Origin of the sequence: Halomonas chromatireducens (assembly GCF_001545155.1) — a bacterium.
Lineage (GTDB): Bacteria > Pseudomonadota > Gammaproteobacteria > Pseudomonadales > Halomonadaceae > Halomonas > Halomonas chromatireducens.
In genome coordinates this window covers 3,861,020-3,876,051 of sequence record NZ_CP014226.1, presented here as the reverse complement: position 1 = coordinate 3,876,051, position 15,032 = coordinate 3,861,020, and the positions used below count along the sequence as shown (strand labels likewise).

General features: G+C 63.0%; 15 protein-coding genes. 6 read left to right on the top strand and 9 right to left on the bottom strand.

Annotated elements, in window-relative coordinates; translation table 11 throughout:
- Positions 1–35: 35 nt before the first annotated feature.
- From LOKO_RS17980 to LOKO_RS17960, 4 genes are all read left to right on the top strand, one after another.
- Positions 36–317, top strand: coding sequence for a type II toxin-antitoxin system RelE/ParE family toxin (locus LOKO_RS17980; protein ID WP_066452057.1), 282 nt, complete (start codon positions 36–38; stop codon positions 315–317).
- 9 nt (positions 318–326) lie between these two features.
- Positions 327–614 carry a HigA family addiction module antitoxin gene (locus LOKO_RS17975; protein ID WP_066452056.1) on the top strand — a complete coding sequence of 96 codons (288 nt, stop codon included), beginning with the start codon at positions 327–329 and terminating at the stop codon, positions 612–614.
- A 107-nt stretch (positions 615–721) separates the two neighbouring features.
- On the top strand, positions 722–1,708 hold the full coding sequence (gene fliD, locus LOKO_RS17970; RefSeq protein WP_066452055.1) for a flagellar filament capping protein FliD: 987 nt from the start codon (positions 722–724) through the stop codon (positions 1,706–1,708).
- A gap of 556 nt (positions 1,709–2,264) precedes the next feature.
- Entirely contained in the window at positions 2,265–3,938 is a 1,674-nt protein-coding gene (locus LOKO_RS17960) for a methyl-accepting chemotaxis protein (protein ID WP_066452053.1), read from the top strand.
- A gap of 36 nt (positions 3,939–3,974) precedes the next feature.
- On the opposite strand, the gene LOKO_RS17955 is transcribed toward LOKO_RS17960, so the two are convergent.
- Positions 3,975–4,439: an Lrp/AsnC family transcriptional regulator gene (locus tag LOKO_RS17955; RefSeq protein WP_066452052.1), complete on the bottom strand. Its 465-nt coding sequence runs from the start codon at positions 4,437–4,439 to the stop codon at positions 3,975–3,977.
- A gap of 129 nt (positions 4,440–4,568) precedes the next feature.
- On the opposite strand from LOKO_RS17955, the gene LOKO_RS17950 reads away from it, so the two are divergent.
- Positions 4,569–5,240: an aminotransferase class I/II-fold pyridoxal phosphate-dependent enzyme gene (locus LOKO_RS17950; protein ID WP_235588900.1), complete on the top strand. Its 672-nt coding sequence runs from the start codon at positions 4,569–4,571 to the stop codon at positions 5,238–5,240.
- On the opposite strand, the gene LOKO_RS17945 is transcribed toward LOKO_RS17950, so the two are convergent.
- Genes LOKO_RS17945 through LOKO_RS17925 form a run of 5 tightly spaced genes read right to left on the bottom strand, consistent with a single transcriptional unit; the run spans position 5,138 to position 9,828 of the window.
- On the bottom strand, positions 5,138–5,740 hold the full coding sequence (locus LOKO_RS17945) for a lipocalin-like domain-containing protein (protein ID WP_470303300.1): 603 nt from the start codon (positions 5,738–5,740) through the stop codon (positions 5,138–5,140). The two genes, LOKO_RS17950 and LOKO_RS17945, sit on opposite strands and share 103 nt — an antisense overlap.
- A 29-nt stretch (positions 5,741–5,769) precedes the next feature.
- A complete protein-coding gene (locus LOKO_RS17940) occupies positions 5,770–8,271 on the bottom strand; it encodes an ABC transporter permease (RefSeq protein WP_066452051.1) in 2,502 nt (833 codons plus the stop codon).
- The gene (locus tag LOKO_RS17935; protein ID WP_066452050.1) at positions 8,271–8,954 is read right to left on the bottom strand and encodes an ABC transporter ATP-binding protein; all 684 of its coding nucleotides are present in this window, start codon (positions 8,952–8,954) and stop codon (positions 8,271–8,273) included. The genes LOKO_RS17940 and LOKO_RS17935 overlap by 1 nt, the downstream gene beginning before the upstream one ends.
- A 47-nt stretch (positions 8,955–9,001) precedes the next feature.
- Positions 9,002–9,529: a hypothetical protein gene (locus LOKO_RS17930; protein ID WP_066452049.1), complete on the bottom strand. Its 528-nt coding sequence runs from the start codon at positions 9,527–9,529 to the stop codon at positions 9,002–9,004.
- Positions 9,526–9,828 (bottom strand): nucleotidyltransferase domain-containing protein, encoded by a 303-nt coding sequence (locus tag LOKO_RS17925; protein WP_066452048.1) that lies wholly within the window; start codon positions 9,826–9,828, stop codon positions 9,526–9,528. The genes LOKO_RS17930 and LOKO_RS17925 overlap by 4 nt, the downstream gene beginning before the upstream one ends.
- 71 nt (positions 9,829–9,899) lie before the next feature.
- Between LOKO_RS17925 and LOKO_RS17920 the strand changes: the two genes are divergently transcribed.
- Positions 9,900–10,916, top strand: coding sequence for an AraC family transcriptional regulator (locus LOKO_RS17920; protein ID WP_083517662.1), 1,017 nt, complete (start codon positions 9,900–9,902; stop codon positions 10,914–10,916).
- 41 nt (positions 10,917–10,957) lie between these two features.
- Here LOKO_RS17920 and LOKO_RS17915 read toward each other — a convergent pair whose 3' ends face one another.
- The 3 genes from LOKO_RS17915 to bktB form a co-directional block, all read right to left on the bottom strand.
- On the bottom strand, positions 10,958–11,854 hold the full coding sequence (locus LOKO_RS17915; RefSeq protein ID WP_066452047.1) for a bile acid:sodium symporter: 897 nt from the start codon (positions 11,852–11,854) through the stop codon (positions 10,958–10,960).
- 49 nt (positions 11,855–11,903) lie between these two features.
- Positions 11,904–13,640, bottom strand: a complete 1,737-nt coding sequence (locus tag LOKO_RS17910) for an AMP-binding protein (protein ID WP_066452046.1) — start codon at positions 13,638–13,640, stop codon at positions 11,904–11,906.
- Positions 13,641–13,814: 174 nt separating this feature from the next.
- Complete coding sequence (bktB, locus tag LOKO_RS17905) at positions 13,815–15,005, bottom strand: beta-ketothiolase BktB (protein ID WP_066452045.1); 1,191 nt, start codon at positions 15,003–15,005, stop codon at positions 13,815–13,817.
- Positions 15,006–15,032 lie beyond the last annotated feature (27 nt).

Genomic DNA, 15,032 nt, shown 5'->3' with positions numbered 1-15,032 from the left:
GCGTTATGCTTGACTCATGTCAGAGAGGACGAGCGGTGATTAAAAGCTACAGGGATAGAGCGACAGCAACTATTGCCAATGGGCAAGTGGCCCGCAAGCTGCCTCAGGATATGCAGCGCGCAGCATTGAAGAAATTACGCCAGCTCAACGCGGCCAGCGTATTAGAGGATCTTCGCATTCCTCCAGGCAATCGTCTCGAAATGCTGCGTGGCGACCGTGAGGGCCAGTACAGCATTCGCATCAACGATCAATGGCGCCTTTGCTTTCGCTTCGAGGAAGGCAATGCCTACGATGTCGAAATTGTCGATTACCACTGAGGAGGTCTCATGACCCAGCGCCTGCCCAATATCCACCCTGGTGACATTCTCCTTGAGGATTTCATCGAACCGATGGGCCTGACCAAGAACGGTTTGGCAACAGCCATTGGCGTGCCTGCCACCCGGATCGGCGAGATTGCACGTGGGGCACGTTCCATTACTGCCGATACCGACCTCCGGCTGTCTCGCTTCTTTGGCACCAGCGAGGGCTACTGGCTGCGCTTGCAGAACGCCTATGACCTCGAGCAAGCCAAGCGTGGCCAGCGCTACGATGGTATTCGGCCCTATGCCGCATAATCATCCTAAAGTTTTTCTATCGGTTGCCGATGTGAGATAACAAAGGAAGGTGCCAAGCGAGCGATTCATGCGCGGCACCCGAATTCATCGGCACAAGGCAGTTTCTCATGGCCAGCATCTCCTCCCTCGGCATTGGCTCCGGCCTGGACCTCAACGGTCTACTGGACCAGCTCAACGACGCCGAACGCGGTAAACTCGAACCCATCGAGCAGCAGATCGAGTCCCAGCAGGTGCAACTCTCGGCCTACGGCGAATTACAGGGCGCACTGTCTGGCTTCCAGGGTGCGGTGAGTGCCCTGAACGATCCTTCCCTCTTCCAGAGCCTCTCAGCCGACGTCAGCGGCGAAGCGGTACAGGCTGCCGCCGGCTCCGACGCTTCCCCTGGGCGCTACGATGTCGAAGTTCAGACCCTGGCCTCCGCCGGCAGCTATGCCACGGCGCGGCTGGAAGGCATCCAGACGCTGGATGACGTTGTGGTGAGCGGTGGCGGTGAGTTGCAGCTGCAGTTCGCTCATGCCGACAACGAAGGCGGGGAGAGCTTGCCAATCAGTATCGCCGCCGACAGCACGCTCGCGGATATCCGTGACGCCATCAATGCCGAACAGACCGGGGTCAGCGCTTCTATCGTCAACGATGGCTACGGTTACCGCCTGGCACTGATGTCTAACGAGACCGGCCGGGAAGCCTCCATCACCGGCATGGACTGGGGCGACGTTACCCTGGCAGACGGGGTGGGCTTCAGCGACACAGCGACAGCCGTCGACAACATTGGCAATGATGCCCAGCTGACCGTCAACGGTATCGAGATCACCAGCGCCTCCAACCAGGTTGAAGGCGCGATTCAGGATGTCACCCTCAGCCTGACCCAGGAGGGCAGCAGCACCGTCAACGTCGAGCGCGACACCCGTGCGGTGCGTGAGGCGGTGGCCGGCTTCGTCGAGGCCTACAACAGCTTCAAGGGCACCACCGGCGAGCTGACCGCCTTCGACAGCGAAACGGGGCAAGCCGGCGAACTGCTCGGCGACAGCGCCTTGCGTACCGTGGAGTCGCGGCTGCGTGCCGACCTGGCCGGCGGTGTGGGGCAGGGTGCATGATAAAGACCTCTATGGGTGTCAAATGGAACAGACGGACACCAAAAGAAATCCAATTTTCATGCCATTTACGAAAGAAAATATTTTTTCAGGTTGGTCGGCAATGACATAGCGAAGAANCGGGGAAGGTTTCGGCAATGCGTCCCGAGAGCAGCTTGCGAATGTCGTTGATGGCGAACTCCAGCTCGGTGACCGCCCCGCCATAATCCTCCTCTTGATACAGCTCGAGACCCAGTTCGATCTGTTCGACGACCTCATCGGCCAGCGCTGAAGCGGTGAATGGCATTGCCAGCGTGGCACCCAGCAGGCCGAAGGTAACCCCCATGGCAGAAACCAGCAGGGTCATGACGATTGAGATCTTGAGCGCACGCTGCTCGAGGGAGGCTTGCATGATGTTTTCTCGACGCGGAAACCTTCCATTGTAACTCAGCGCTGCAATAGGGGCAGGGTGCCAATGGCCGGGTGGTATCGGAATTCCCTCAATTAATCGCTATCCGTGCCGATATATATAGAAATACAAGCGCCCCTGGTGGGCGCTGCTATCGCATGGGGGCAGTTCATGAAACATCTATCCATCAAGTGGAGCCTGACGGCAGCGCTGGCGGCACTGGTACTGATGATCGGCCTGATCAGCGGACTGGGCTTCTATTCCAATGCCACGAGCGAAGCGGCGCTGCATGACCTGACGGAAACCAACGTCAAGCTCTCCAATCTGGCTAATCGTGCTCAGGTAAATGTACTTCGGGCGCAGACGTTTCTGGATCGCTATGCCGCGCATAGCGCTCAGGGCAACCCCGAGCTTGGCCGTGAGAATCAGGAGATGGCCGTAGCGGCCGTGGAGACAGCCCAGGAACGTTTTGCCGAGTTCCAGCAGGTGCAGATTCCCGCGGCAGACCCCCGGGCGCCTTATGTCGAGGCCATCACCGACGCTTATGAAGCCTTCGTCACCGAAGGCCTCGTTCCCTTGCTCGACGCCGCACCCTTCCTGGTACAGCGCCGGCAGGACGAGCTGGCCGAACTGGGGGCGGAGCTCGATGCTGCCATGGAGCGCTTCATCACCTACAGTGAGCAGCGTGGCGAGGCCGCCATTGCCCGAGTCGAAAGGCTGGACCAGAGCATCATGATGATTGCCATAGGCCTGTTGGTGCTGGCGCTAGGAGCGGCATTCCTCATTCGCTTCGCAATGATGCGTGTTGTGGTCACGCCGCTACGGGAAGCCGTTGCCCACTTCGAGCGTATTGCCGATGGCGACCTGACAGGTCGTATCGAGGATCGGGGCCGCAATGAAATCGGCCAGCTCTATAAGGCCCTGGGAAATATGCAGGACAAGCTGAAGTCCCTGGTGCTCTCTCTACGCAGCAGTAGCGACAGCGTGTTCATCGGCGCCGGTGAGATCGCTTCTGGCAGCCAGGATCTTTCGTCGCGAACCGAAGAGCAGGCCTCGGCGCTGCAGCAAACCGCCTCCAGCATGGAGGAGATGGCCGCCACTGTCAGCAAGAACACCGAGACCTCCCTCGAGGCCGACCGGTTATCCACCAAGGCCTCTCAGACCGCCGAATCCGGAGGACAAGAGGTGGAGCGTACGGTGAAGCTGATGCGTGAAATCGCCGAGAGCGCGCGTCGCATCGACGATATCATCGGCGTCATCGACTCCATCGCCTTCCAGACCAATATCCTGGCACTCAACGCCTCCGTAGAGGCGGCCAGGGCCGGCGAGCAGGGCCGCGGTTTTGCGGTAGTGGCAAGCGAGGTTCGCTCGCTGGCCAGCCGCAGTGCAGACTCGGCCAAGGAGATCCGCGCTCTGATAGAAGAAACCACAACGCGAATCGCCAGCGGCGCTGAGCAGGCTGAACGCAGTGGCGAGACCATCAATGAAACCGTCGATTCGATACGGCTAGTGACCAGCCTGATGGGCGAAATCTCCACCGCCACTCAGGAACAGAACAGTGGCATCGAGGAGATCAATAGCGCCTTGACCGAGATGGACTCGGTAACCCAGCAGAATGCCTCCCTGGTGCAGCAGACCAGCGCCGCAGCCGCGTCCCTGGAAGAGCAGTCCAAACGGTTGACTGGCCTGATCGCCACCTTCCGCATCGACGAACAGGGGGACACGGCACACCCGGCGTCCCACGCTTCACCTCAGGATGCTGAGCCGGAGAAGTTGCCTTCGCCGAAATCCGCCGGCAGTCGCAAGCGGGAGGTGGCTGTCACCGATGAATGGAGCGAGTTCTAAGCGAGCCGCCAGGTGACGGGTGTAGATCGCCCGGGATCAGCGAGGGGGAAGCGCCGGCAGCGATGGCGCTTGCTTGACCACGCCGAAAGCAAAACTGGTATCGATGGAGCCGATGCCGGGAATGGTGTGGAGGGTTTCGCGCATGAAGCGTTCGTAATCCTCCAGGCTTGCCGCCACCACCCGCAGCTGATAATCCCGCTGGCCGGTGAGGACGAAGCAATCGAGGATCTCGTCGATCTCCCTGACCCTGCGCTCGAAGCTTGTCACCGTCTCCGTGTCATGGCGTGCCAGTGAGATACGGGTAAACACGGTCAGCGGGTAGCCATAGGCCTTCTGATCCACGATAGCCGTATAGCCCCGAATCAACCCCTCCTCCTCCAGCCGCCGCACCCGCCTTAGACAAGGTGAAGGCGAGAGGTTTACCCGCTGTGCGAGTTCTTGATTGCTCAGTCGGCCATCCAGTTGCAGTTCATGAAGGATTTTTCGGTCGATTCGGTCCATGGCGTTTGCCCATTGGCAGATTGTTGCGTGATTGACTCTAAAGGCGCCATAAAAGGAAAGCAAATGCCTTGGTGAAGCGCCTAGGATTAGGGGTAGGGCACACCAACGCATCAGGGCAGGAGTCGAAGCATGTCGCACCGCAGGGAAACGCAGGACCAGGGCTTTGCCACGCGAGCCATTCACGAAGGATACGAGCCTCTGGACGAGCAAGGTGCGCTGACGCCGCCGGTGCATCTTACCTCCACCTTTGCCTTCGAGAGCGTCGAGCAGGGTGCGGCCCGTTTTGCCGGCGAAGCGCCAGGGCATTTCTACTCTCGCATTTCCAATCCCACCGTGGAGATTCTGGAAAAGCGTATGGCCAGCCTGGAGGGGGGCGAGGCGGGCCTTGCGACTGCTTCCGGCATGGGTGCGATTACTGCGCTGATGTGGAGCCTGCTGCGCCCGGGCGATGAACTGATTACGGACAACACTCTCTACGGCTGCACCCACGCCTTTTTCTATCACGGCCTGGCCGAGTTCGGTATCCATGTCAGACCCGTGGACCTATCCGACCCGGCCAAGCTGGAAGCCGTGATTAGTGACAAGACCCGTCTTGTCTATTTCGAAACCCCGGCCAATCCCACCATGCGACTGGTGGATATTGAAGCCATCAGCGAGATCGCGCATCGACACGGTGTCCAGGTGGCCGTGGACAACACTTACGCCACCCCGGCCATCACCAGGCCCATCGAGCGGGGGTGCTCGTTCAGCCTACGGCGGTACTGGCCGTCGCACAGCGCACGCTGGCGGAACAGGCCATAGCTGCCCGATGCCAGGTTGCGGCCATGCAGCTNTATACGGCTGGCCAACTGCCAGTGGTCGATCCAGGCCCGAAAAGGCTCGGCCCGTGCGCCCGCCTGGCCATCCCGGTCATCGAGGTTGTCGGCGGAGTGGCTGCGGGCGAAGCGCTCTGCCACCCGATGGGTCTCGCCCCGGGAAACCGCCATATGCGCCATCCATAGCTGATCGGCGGCCCAGGGCGTGTGGGCGGGGCGCTCCTCCGGTGACGTGATCGCTTGACGAAACAGGGTCCACTGCAGGCCCAGCGGTTCGCCGCTGTCGTCCTCCAGGTTGGCGGTGAGGTACCACCACTCGATGCGGTAGTCCGGGTGGGCGGCGTGATCCTCGGGGAAGCGCAGGGTGATTCCCTCATGGGCCTGGGCGAAGTCGCCGGCCTCCTCGCCCAGCCCGGCGAAGCCGGCGGGCTCGCCGGGGGCGGCGTCATCCCGATCGGTGTCGCAGCCGGTAAGCCACAGCAGCATCAGTAGTATCGCGACCAGCCTGGTGGCACTCATGTGTTCGCCTCCTCGGCCAGCAGCGCCCGGGGTGGGGTGCGCCATAAGGTGATGGCGGGCAGGGCGGTCGCCAGCAGGGCGACGGCCACGGCGGTGGCCAGGGTCAGCGCGATCTCGTTCGGGAACAGGAACAGCGGCAGGCGCCAGCCGAAGGCGGCGACATTGATCACCGCCACCAGGCCCAGGGCAAGGACGATACCCAGGGGTATCGCCAGGGCGCCGGTTACCAGGGCGGCGGCGCCGAGCTGGCCCAGCTGTATCCGGACCAGTTGGGCCCGCGGGATCCCCAGTGCCCAGAGCGGCGCCAGCTGGCGACGCCGCTCCCGGGCCTGGGCCAGCAGGCTGGCCAGCAGCGCCAGGGCCGCCACCCCCAGGGTCAGCGCACTCAGCGCCCGGGTGATGGTGAAGGTACGCTCGAAGATGCCGGTGGCGATGCGTTTGACCTCGCGCTGGTCCACCAGGCTGTCGCTGCCCAGGCCGAAGCGCCGGGTCAGGGCCTGTCCCAGCGGCGTCTCGTCGGCGCCAGCCGCCAGCACGATGCCGATGGAGCCCGGCGGTGCGCCGAAGCGGCTGGCCAGTTGAGCAGTGGCAAACAGCACCTCCCCCCGGGTGTTGCCGTAGTCGGGATAGACCGCTGCCACGGTGACCTGCTCCCGGCCGCGAGGGGCGCCCAGGGTCAGCCGGTCGCCAGGGGCCAGCCCCTCGCCGATCGCCAACTGCTCGTTGATGAAGGCCTCGCCGTCGCGGAAGGCCTGCCAGGCGGCGTCACGCCCCGCCAGGGTGTCCTGCAGCGGCCAGCTCGGCATCAAGGCGTCGCCGGGGGTGATGCCGTAGAGGCTGGTCGGCAACGCCAGCTCCCGGGGGCTGCCGTCGCGCTCGATCGCATAAAGGGTCGAGTCGGTGCGGCGGGTGGGAAGTAGCTCGGCCACCTCGGGGCGTTCGTCGAGCCAGGTCTCGACCTCCTCGAACTGCTCCGCCGGCGGGCGCAGGTAGAGGTCGGCTACCAGGCGCTGGTCCAGCCAGTCGAGGAAGGTGAGGCGAAAGCCGCCGACCATGCTGCTCACGCCCAGGTTGGCGGAGAGCGCGATCAATAGTGCCATCATGGCCAGCGACAGCCGCGGCAGCTGGAGCTGCAGGTCGGCCAAGGCCCACTGGGCCAGGGGCCGGCGGCGCGCCAGCCGTTCCAGGCCGGCGAGCAGGGCCGCCAGCAGCGGCGGTAGCCACAGGGCGCTGGCCAGCAGCAGCGCCGCCATCAGCCCGAAACCGGCCAGGAGGCCTTCCCCCGGCGGCTGCCGGGCTAGCCAGGTCCACAGCGCCAGGCCGGCCAGTGCTACCAGAGCGCCGGCCAGGGTCATGAACCTTAGCTGGCGGCGGAAACCGGCTCGCCAGGCCTGGGCCTGGCCGAGCCCCAGCACGCTGAGCCGGGCGGCACGCCACAGCACCCCGGCGCCGGCCAGGAAGAGCCCGCCCAGGGTGACAAGGATCCCGCCGACCCAATAGTGCCAGGGCAGGCTGAGTTCGGCGGTGACGCCGGCGCCATAGAGGCTGCCCAGGGTAGCGGCCACGTCCGGCAGCAGGGCTCGTGCCAGCCACACACCGCTGACGATGCCGGCCAGGGCACCAAGGACGCCCAGCAGCAGCAGCTCCAGAGCCAGCAGCCCCACCAGGCGGCGCCCCGAGACACCCAGCGCCCGCAGCGTGCGCAGCATGGCCAGGCGCTGCTCCAGTGCCAGGCCGAGGGCCGCCTGGACGATGAACAGGCCCACCACCAGCGCCAACAGCGCCATGGCGGTGAGGTTGAGGTGGAAGCTCTCCGTGAGCTGGCCCGGCGAGGCCAGCGTCGCCGCACGGGTCAGCACCAGGCCAGGAGGCGCTTCGTTCAGGGCATTGGGGGCGGTGACCAGCCGTGAGATTCGTTCGCCGCTGTCGAGCAGCATCGCGGCCGCGGCGATATCCATCACCAGGGTATCGGGCGGTAGCGAAGGCGCCAGCACCAGCGGTGGCAGCCGCCGTCCGTCGGCCAGGCGCGGTTCGTCGCCTGGCGCCTGGCGATCCGCCACACCCAAGGCGGGCAGGGTGTCCGGGGCCACGCGGGTCTGCCACGGCGGGGTGAGGAACGCCGCCAGTTCGCTGGTGCTTCCGGCGGTGGCGAAGGCACTGTCGCCGGGCAGGGTGAATAGCTCGATGCCGATCACTGTCAGCCGGGTGCCGTCGGTGGACTCCAGCGTGCCCTCCAGCAGCGGCGACACCGGCAGCCCGGCGCGGCGCAGGCGCAGGTAGTCGTCCCGGGTCAAGGGTTGGCCGTCGCGACGCTCCAGGCGGTCGAGCCCGGTGGTGAACAACGCCTCGGCGCGGGCGTAGCTGTCCCGGGCCGAGGCGTTGATCGCCTGTACGCCGCTCCACAGGGCGCTGGCCACCCACAGGCCCAGCAGTAGCATGGCGAGCTGGCCCGGATGGCGCTTGTAGTGGGAAAGCAGTGTCGCCAGGGCAGTGAACATCAGCGGCGGCTCGCCTCCCGTTCATCGACCGGGCCGAGCCGGCCGTGGGTCAGCCGCAGGCAGCGGTCCAGCGGTGCGGCCACCTGGGGGCTGTGGGTCACCATCAGCAGGGCGCTACCGGCTTCGCTCACCAGCGAGAGCAGCAGGTCGAGCACCTCGCCGGCACTGGTCTCGTCCAGGTTGCCGGTGGGCTCATCGGCCAGCAGCAGGGCGGGGCGAGGAGCGAGGGCGCGACCGATGGCAATGCGTTGCTGCTGGCCACCGGAGAGCTGTTCCGGGTAGCGCTTCTCCATGCCGGCAAGGCCGAGCCGTTCGATCAGGTGGGCCGCCCACTCGGCATCGTCTCGCCGCGCGAGCCTGGCCTGCAGGCGCAGGTTATCGCCAACGTTCAGGCTCGGCACCAGGTGAAACTGCTGGAACACCAGGCCCAGCGTGTCGCGGCGCAGCCGGGCCCGGGCGGGCTCGTCCAGTGAAGAGACAGCCTGGCCGGCGACCGTCACGTCGCCGGTCTCGGTCAGGTCGAGCCCCGCCGCCAGGTGCAGCAGGGTCGACTTGCCGCTGCCGGATTCGCCCATCAGCGCCAGGCTCTCTCCGGCGTCGAGCCGCAGATCGATGCCGTTCAGCACCTGAAGCGGACCCTGGGGTGTCGCGTAGGACTTGTGGACCTGGCGGAATTCGAGCATGGCTGAGCATTTCCCGGGAAAACGCTTATCGTCCCACAGGCTGGCTGCTAGGCGAAGATGCGCTCGAATTCATCCGTGAAGTCAGGGGACGCGGGCTGAATCTTGATCAGGGTACGGCAAAGTTCGAGCAGCTTGCGTGCGGTCTGGAATAACATGTCGCTGAGGTCGTGGAGCAGATTGAAATGCTCGGCGACGTCTCGGTAATTCGTGGCATAGTCATGTGCTGCCATGTTGCGAAGCATGCGGCAGCGCTGCCAGTCGTCCATGGAGTCGATCACGCCCTGTTTCTCGAAGAAGGCGAGAACCTTCAGGAAGCTGTCGGTAGGTTCCCCCATCAGCAGGGCACTGTGTCGCATGGCGGAAGCCAAGGAATCTTGAAGCTTGGCGAATCGCTCGTTGATGGCGGCCAGGGTTTCGTAAAGGTCGACATCCTTCTTGCGTGATTCCAGTTCATTAGCATTGATGGGCCATTCGAGCTTGCCATCTGACTGGTGAAGGAACCATGCACAGCGCTGAATGGCTTCGAGCAGCCTGGCCAGGTGTCGGCGCTGTTCTTCAAGCAGATCGTGCGTCATGCCGCATCGTCCAATGGGTGGCCTTGGGAGAGAGCAATGGCCTGGAAAGGTGATGGAACCCTATCCCGGGAATAAGACAGAAGATCCACCGGCAGGTAGAGTTTCGCTTCAAGCTTACCTTTGATCTCGGCCAGAGCGAGGCGTGGCAGGGGGTTGGGCGAGATGAGCAGAAGATCGAGATCACCGCCCTTTCGGGTGTCGTCCAGGCGGGAACCGAACAGCCGCACCTCGACGTCCGCTCCAGCGATGCTGCGGACTGTCGAAAGGATGATATGGATCTGATCGTGTGTTACGCGCATTGCTACTCACCCCATCAATGGCATGATGAGTCTAGCATTTTTTCACGAGCAGTCGTCGAGCGAGGCCCGGCGTGACCGTCACGGTATCCATGCATTTCGTCAACGAGCTGTTTCACGGCGTTCCCGTCGTGGAACGTGCCCGTGGGAGCTATCTCGAGCGTGCGGGGATCTCGCCGTTTCTGCTCGCGGCACCCCACGGGCGTGTCACGGTGGAGCAGTTCGCCACGCTCTACCGGCTGCTGGTGAACGACTTTGACGACGAGACACCGGGTTTCTTCGCCCGGCCGTTGCGCAGCGGCACCCTCAAGCTGCTTTGTTTGAGCGTACTGGAAGCGCCGACGCTGAAGGTGGCCCTGCATCGCTATACGCTGTTTTTTCGGATCGTGCTGGACGACTTCGGCTACGAATACAGCGTCGAGGACGACCTGGTCCGGGTCGCGCTGGTGGAGCATCGGCCGCCGGCGGGCAGCCGTATTCTCGTCCATGAGCTGATGCTCAAGCTGTTCCACGGCATCGCCTCGTGGATGATCGCGCGCAAGATCCCGCCGATCATGATGGAGTGCGCCTATGCCCAGCCGGCTCACAGCGCTGACTATCTCTATTTCTACCCGGGCAAGGTCCTGTTCGACCGTCCCGAGACTGCCATGTACTTCGATCGGTCCCTGCTGGAACAGCCGATACGCCAGACCAAGAAGCACTTGGGCGCCTTTCTGCGTCGGGCACCCGCCGACTGGTTCTACGTCTCCCTTGCCGATCGGCTGGTCTCGCATCGGGTGCGGGAGCATCTCTCGCAACACCTGGCGTCCTCGGGCTCAGTGCAGGATGTGGCTGCCGCGCTCCACATGTCGGTCAGGACCCTTTCCCGGCGACTTGCCGCCGAGGGTACCCATTTCCAGGCGGTCAAGGACGAGTTCCGGCGCGACTTCGCCATCCAGGCGCTGACCCGCACCGAGCGGCCGCTGCTGGGTATATCCGATGACCTGGGCTTTGAGGACCTGGCCTGCTTCAGCCGTGCCTTCAAGGCATGGACCGGCAACTCGCCCGCCGCCTACCGACGGGCGATCGCGCCCTTGCCTCAGCAGGCCTGATACGCCTCTCATGAGTCCGGTCGCCTGGCGAATGCGCTGCTTCAGGTCGGTTCGACCTTGGCCTGATCCCGTGCCAGCTCCTCACGCCGGGTCCAGCGGCGATAGAAGACGGTGGCAAAGGTGGAATTGATGACGATGAACAGCGAATACATGACAGGTATCAGCAGGATGAGCTGCTGGGTTTCATCGGCAAATGTCATGATGACAATCAGCGCTGCCAGCGGGCCATTCTGAATACCTGTTTCCAGCGACACCGTTCTGGCTTTCTGGGGGTTCAGCCGCAGCACGCGGGAGAAAAGGTAGCCAAAAGCGAAACCGATGAGGCCGATCAGGATGACAGCGGCGTAGACTTCCCAGCCGGTTTCCACCAGCAGACGCCAGTTTCTTGGCACCCAGGTAACCACCAGGAAGAGGATGACGATGGCGCCGAGAATTCCGCCCATCAGCTCTATCACGGCGCCGATATTCGAGTTCTTGCGACGCAGCCACATGCCGATAAGCGTGGGAATCAGCAGCACAAAGAGTAGCCGGGCGATCTGATCCGGCGGGATACGGAAGGCATCATCAATACCCTGGGTGTAGAACTCCATCAGCAAAGGCACCATGACAAAACCGGCCAGGGTGGAGCAGATGGTCATCATGATGCTCAGACTGAGCAGGCTTTTCGAAAAGTAGGCGAATATATTCGATGTCGTACCGCCGGGCATGCAGCCGATCAGCACCAGGCCCACTGTTTGCTCAGGCGTCAGATTCAGCACGCGAGAGAGCAGGAAGGCGATCAACGGCATCAGCATGTACTGGGAAGCAAAACCGACCCCAACGGCTTGAGGGTGGCGCATGGCCAGCCTGAAATCCTTGAAGGTCAGCGATGACCCCATGCCAAACATGATGATCACCATCATGATGGACAGTAAGCTCTCTTCCAATGGGCTCAGCATTCTTTATGCTCCAGCTTTGTTGTTATCAACTCTCTGACAAATCAACCGATCAGTCACTCGTGACTGTGGCTCGCACTTCTTTACGCAAGACCTTGCCAACCGGTGTCTTGGGTAGCTCGCCCCAGAACACGACTTTCCTGGGCACCTTGTAGGCAGCCAGCTCCTGCTTGCAGTGCGCGATCACGTCCTTCTCGGTGATGCCCTCCTCGCGCAGAACCACATAGGCATGGACGGCTTCGCCGGTCTGCTCATTGGCGACACCAATGACCGCTGACTCCTGCACCTGTGGAATACGGGCGATACAATCCTCGACTTCATTGGGGTAGACGTTGAAGCCGCTGACAAGAATCATGTCTTTCTTGCGATCGACAATCTTGAAATAGCCGTCTTCAGCCATGACACCGATATCGCCCGTGTAGAACCAGCCATCCTTGATGGCACTGGCGGTTTCCTCGGGACGATTCCAGTACCCTTTCATGACCTGAGGACCACGCACGATGATTTCGCCCGGCTCACCGACCGGCACCGGCTCGCCCTGCTCATCGACAAGGCGCACATCGGTTTGCGGTGCCGGTATACCGATGCAGTCTGGGCGCTCCTGGCCGATGGGGTTGAAACAGATGACCGGGGAGGTTTCCGTCAGCCCATAGCCCTCGGCAATTGGACTGCCGACCACCGCACGCCAGCGCTCGGCGACAGCCTTGTGCAGCGCGGTGCCACCGGCCAGTGCCACCTTCATGGAGGGAGGGGGATAGACGGTGAACCACTCCTCGTTCAGCAGGGCGTTATAAAGCGTATTGACGCCAGAGATCCACGAGATGGGGTAGTTGTCGAAAGCGCGCTGGCAGTTCTGGATGGGTCGCGGGCTGGGCACCAGAACGTTGTGCGCCCCTTTGTGATAAAACGCCAGCAGGTTAACGGTGAAGGCAAAGATGTGGTAGATCGGCAACGCCGTGAGGATGCACTCCTTGCCCGGTTCGATGTGATCACCGGCGACGGAGTCCACCTGCTCCAGGTTGCTGATCAGGTTGCCGTGGGTAAGCTCGGCGCCCTTGCTGACCCCGGTGGTGCCCCCGGTATATTGCAGCAAGGCGGTATCCGAGCGGTCCAGATGCTGCCAGTACTGGCTTACATTGATGCTGTGGGCGGCCTTCGCTTCTCGTCCTCTGCTCAGTGCCTGATCGATGGTGTCGACGTCCAATGAGTGCCTGGGAAGCACCCGGTTCCAGTATTTGAGCACCAGCTGCAATACGCCCTTTACGGCAGGGGGAAACCACTGGGCTATAGAAGTGACCACCACCTGCTTGATCTCGGTCCGCTCGAGGATGGATTCCAGCTTGTCGATGAACATATCGACAATGACCAGGGCCTGCGTCCCGCTGTCGTTGAACTGGTGTTCCATTTCCCGCTTGGTGTAGAGCGGATTGACGTTGACCAGAATACAGCCGGCCTTGAGGATGCCGAAGGCTACAACGGGTAGCGTCAGGCAGTTGGGCATCTGTACGGCCACGCGGGTGCCGGGCTCCAGCTTGACGCATTCGCGTAAATAAACGGCGAAGGCATCCGACATTTCTTCGACTTCGCCGTAGGTCAGGCGACCATTCATGCCATTGGGCATGCAGGTGGTGAAGGCGAGCTGTTGGCTGTAGGTGTTTCCCGCCGCCTGAATGAGCGCAGGCAGGTTGTCGTGCAGGTGATGGCTGGCAGATGCTTCACCCGTTTCGGAACGGGCGGCCCGGTAGTGACTTGCCCAGGGCTTGTTATTGTAATAATGAACATTCGACATGAACGGCCTCTCGTGAATGACCTGGCTGCGAGAAGCGGAAGTTCTTCCGCATCTCGCAGTGTCTCAGACCCTTTTTTTATCGTTTCTTACAGTAACCAACTCTGCGACTAAGCAAAAATGGTTATAAGCTTTTCAGGCGCCTTGTACTCTTTCATTTCGGCTTTGCCGCCTCGCTCAGATGTTGCGGTCGATCAGAAGCGCAATGCCTTGTCCTCCGCCGATACATAGGGTGATCAGGCCGAAGCGGCCACCGGTGCGCTCCAGTTCGGCCAGTGCCTTCAGCACCAGGATCGCCCCGGTAGCGCCGACCGGATGTCCGAGCCCAACGGCGCCGCCGTTGGGATTGAGGCGCTCGAGGGGAAAGTCGAGTTCCCGTGCCACCGCCAGGGCCTGGGCGGCGAAGGCCTCGTTGGACTCGATCACGTCGATGTCACCGATGGTGAGCCCGGCCTGGGTCAGGCAGCGCTTCACCGCGGGAATCGGCCCCAGCCCCATGAACGAGGGTTCAACTCCGGCAACCGTGCCGGCGACGATCCGCGCCCGTGGCGTCAGGCCGCGGCGGCTGGCCTCGTCGGCTTGGGCCAGCACCAGGCTGGCGGCACCGTCGTTGAGGCCCGAGGCATTGCCGGCGGTAACCAGACCCTCCTTCTGGAAAGCGGGCTTGAGCTTGCCCAGGTCGGCCAGGGTCACGCCGTCGCGCACATGCTCGTCGCGGTCGAATTGACGCTCGGCCTTGCCCTCGCGCACCGTCACCGGCACGATCTGGCCGTCGAAGCGACCCTCGGCGATGGCGTGCGCGGCCTTGTGGTGGCTCTCCAGGGCGAACTGGTCTACCTCCTCGCGGGTCAGGCCGAAGCGGCTGGCAATATTCTCGGCGGTGCCGCCCATGTGGCCGCTGCCAAAGGGGTCGCTGAGGATGCCCAGGGTCAGGTCGGTCACCGCGGCGTGGCCCATGCGCAGGCCGTTGCGGGCCTGTGGCGGCAACAGGTAGGCGCCGCGGCTCATTGATTCGGCACCGCCGGCCAGGGCGAAATGACTGTCTCCCAGGGCGATCTGCTGGGCGGCGGAGAGCAGCGCCTGCACGCCGGAGCCACACAGGCGGTTGACGTTGAATGCCGCGGCACCCTCGGGCACCCCGGCCTCCAGGGCGATATGCCGGGCCAGATAGGCATCCTGAGGGCCGGTGGCGATGATGTGCCCGTACACCGAGTGATCGATGATATCGGCCTCGATGCCGGCACGCAGGATCGCCTCGCGGGCGGTCACGCTGCCCATCTCATGGGGGGCAAGGCCGGCCAGGCTGCCGCCGAAGCTGCCGATGGCAGTGCGTGCGCCATCGAGAATGACGACTGAATCGAATAGCATGGTCTGTCTCCTGAGTGACGGGTTCCG

Excerpts from the sequence above, each read along its gene's own strand:
- fliD (WP_066452055.1), top strand. The coding sequence starts at position 722 with ATGGCCAGCATCTCCTCCCTCGGCATTGGCTCCGGCCTGGACCTCAAC.
- LOKO_RS17925 (WP_066452048.1), bottom strand. The coding sequence starts at position 9,828 with ATGCGCGTAACACACGATCAGATCCATATCATCCTTTCGACAGTCCGC.
- bktB (WP_066452045.1), bottom strand. The coding sequence starts at position 15,005 with ATGCTATTCGATTCAGTCGTCATTCTCGATGGCGCACGCACTGCCATC.
- LOKO_RS17915 (WP_066452047.1), bottom strand. The coding sequence starts at position 11,854 with ATGCTGAGCCCATTGGAAGAGAGCTTACTGTCCATCATGATGGTGATC.
- LOKO_RS17955 (WP_066452052.1), bottom strand. The coding sequence starts at position 4,439 with ATGGACCGAATCGACCGAAAAATCCTTCATGAACTGCAACTGGATGGC.
- LOKO_RS17935 (WP_066452050.1), bottom strand. The coding sequence starts at position 8,954 with ATGCTCGAATTCCGCCAGGTCCACAAGTCCTACGCGACACCCCAGGGT.
- LOKO_RS17975 (WP_066452056.1), top strand. The coding sequence starts at position 327 with ATGACCCAGCGCCTGCCCAATATCCACCCTGGTGACATTCTCCTTGAG.
- LOKO_RS17940 (WP_066452051.1), bottom strand. The coding sequence starts at position 8,271 with ATGTTCACTGCCCTGGCGACACTGCTTTCCCACTACAAGCGCCATCCG.
- LOKO_RS17910 (WP_066452046.1), bottom strand. The coding sequence starts at position 13,640 with ATGTCGAATGTTCATTATTACAATAACAAGCCCTGGGCAAGTCACTAC.
- LOKO_RS17950 (WP_235588900.1), top strand. The coding sequence starts at position 4,569 with ATGTCGCACCGCAGGGAAACGCAGGACCAGGGCTTTGCCACGCGAGCC.
- LOKO_RS17930 (WP_066452049.1), bottom strand. The coding sequence starts at position 9,529 with ATGACGCACGATCTGCTTGAAGAACAGCGCCGACACCTGGCCAGGCTG.
- LOKO_RS17960 (WP_066452053.1), top strand. The coding sequence starts at position 2,265 with ATGAAACATCTATCCATCAAGTGGAGCCTGACGGCAGCGCTGGCGGCA.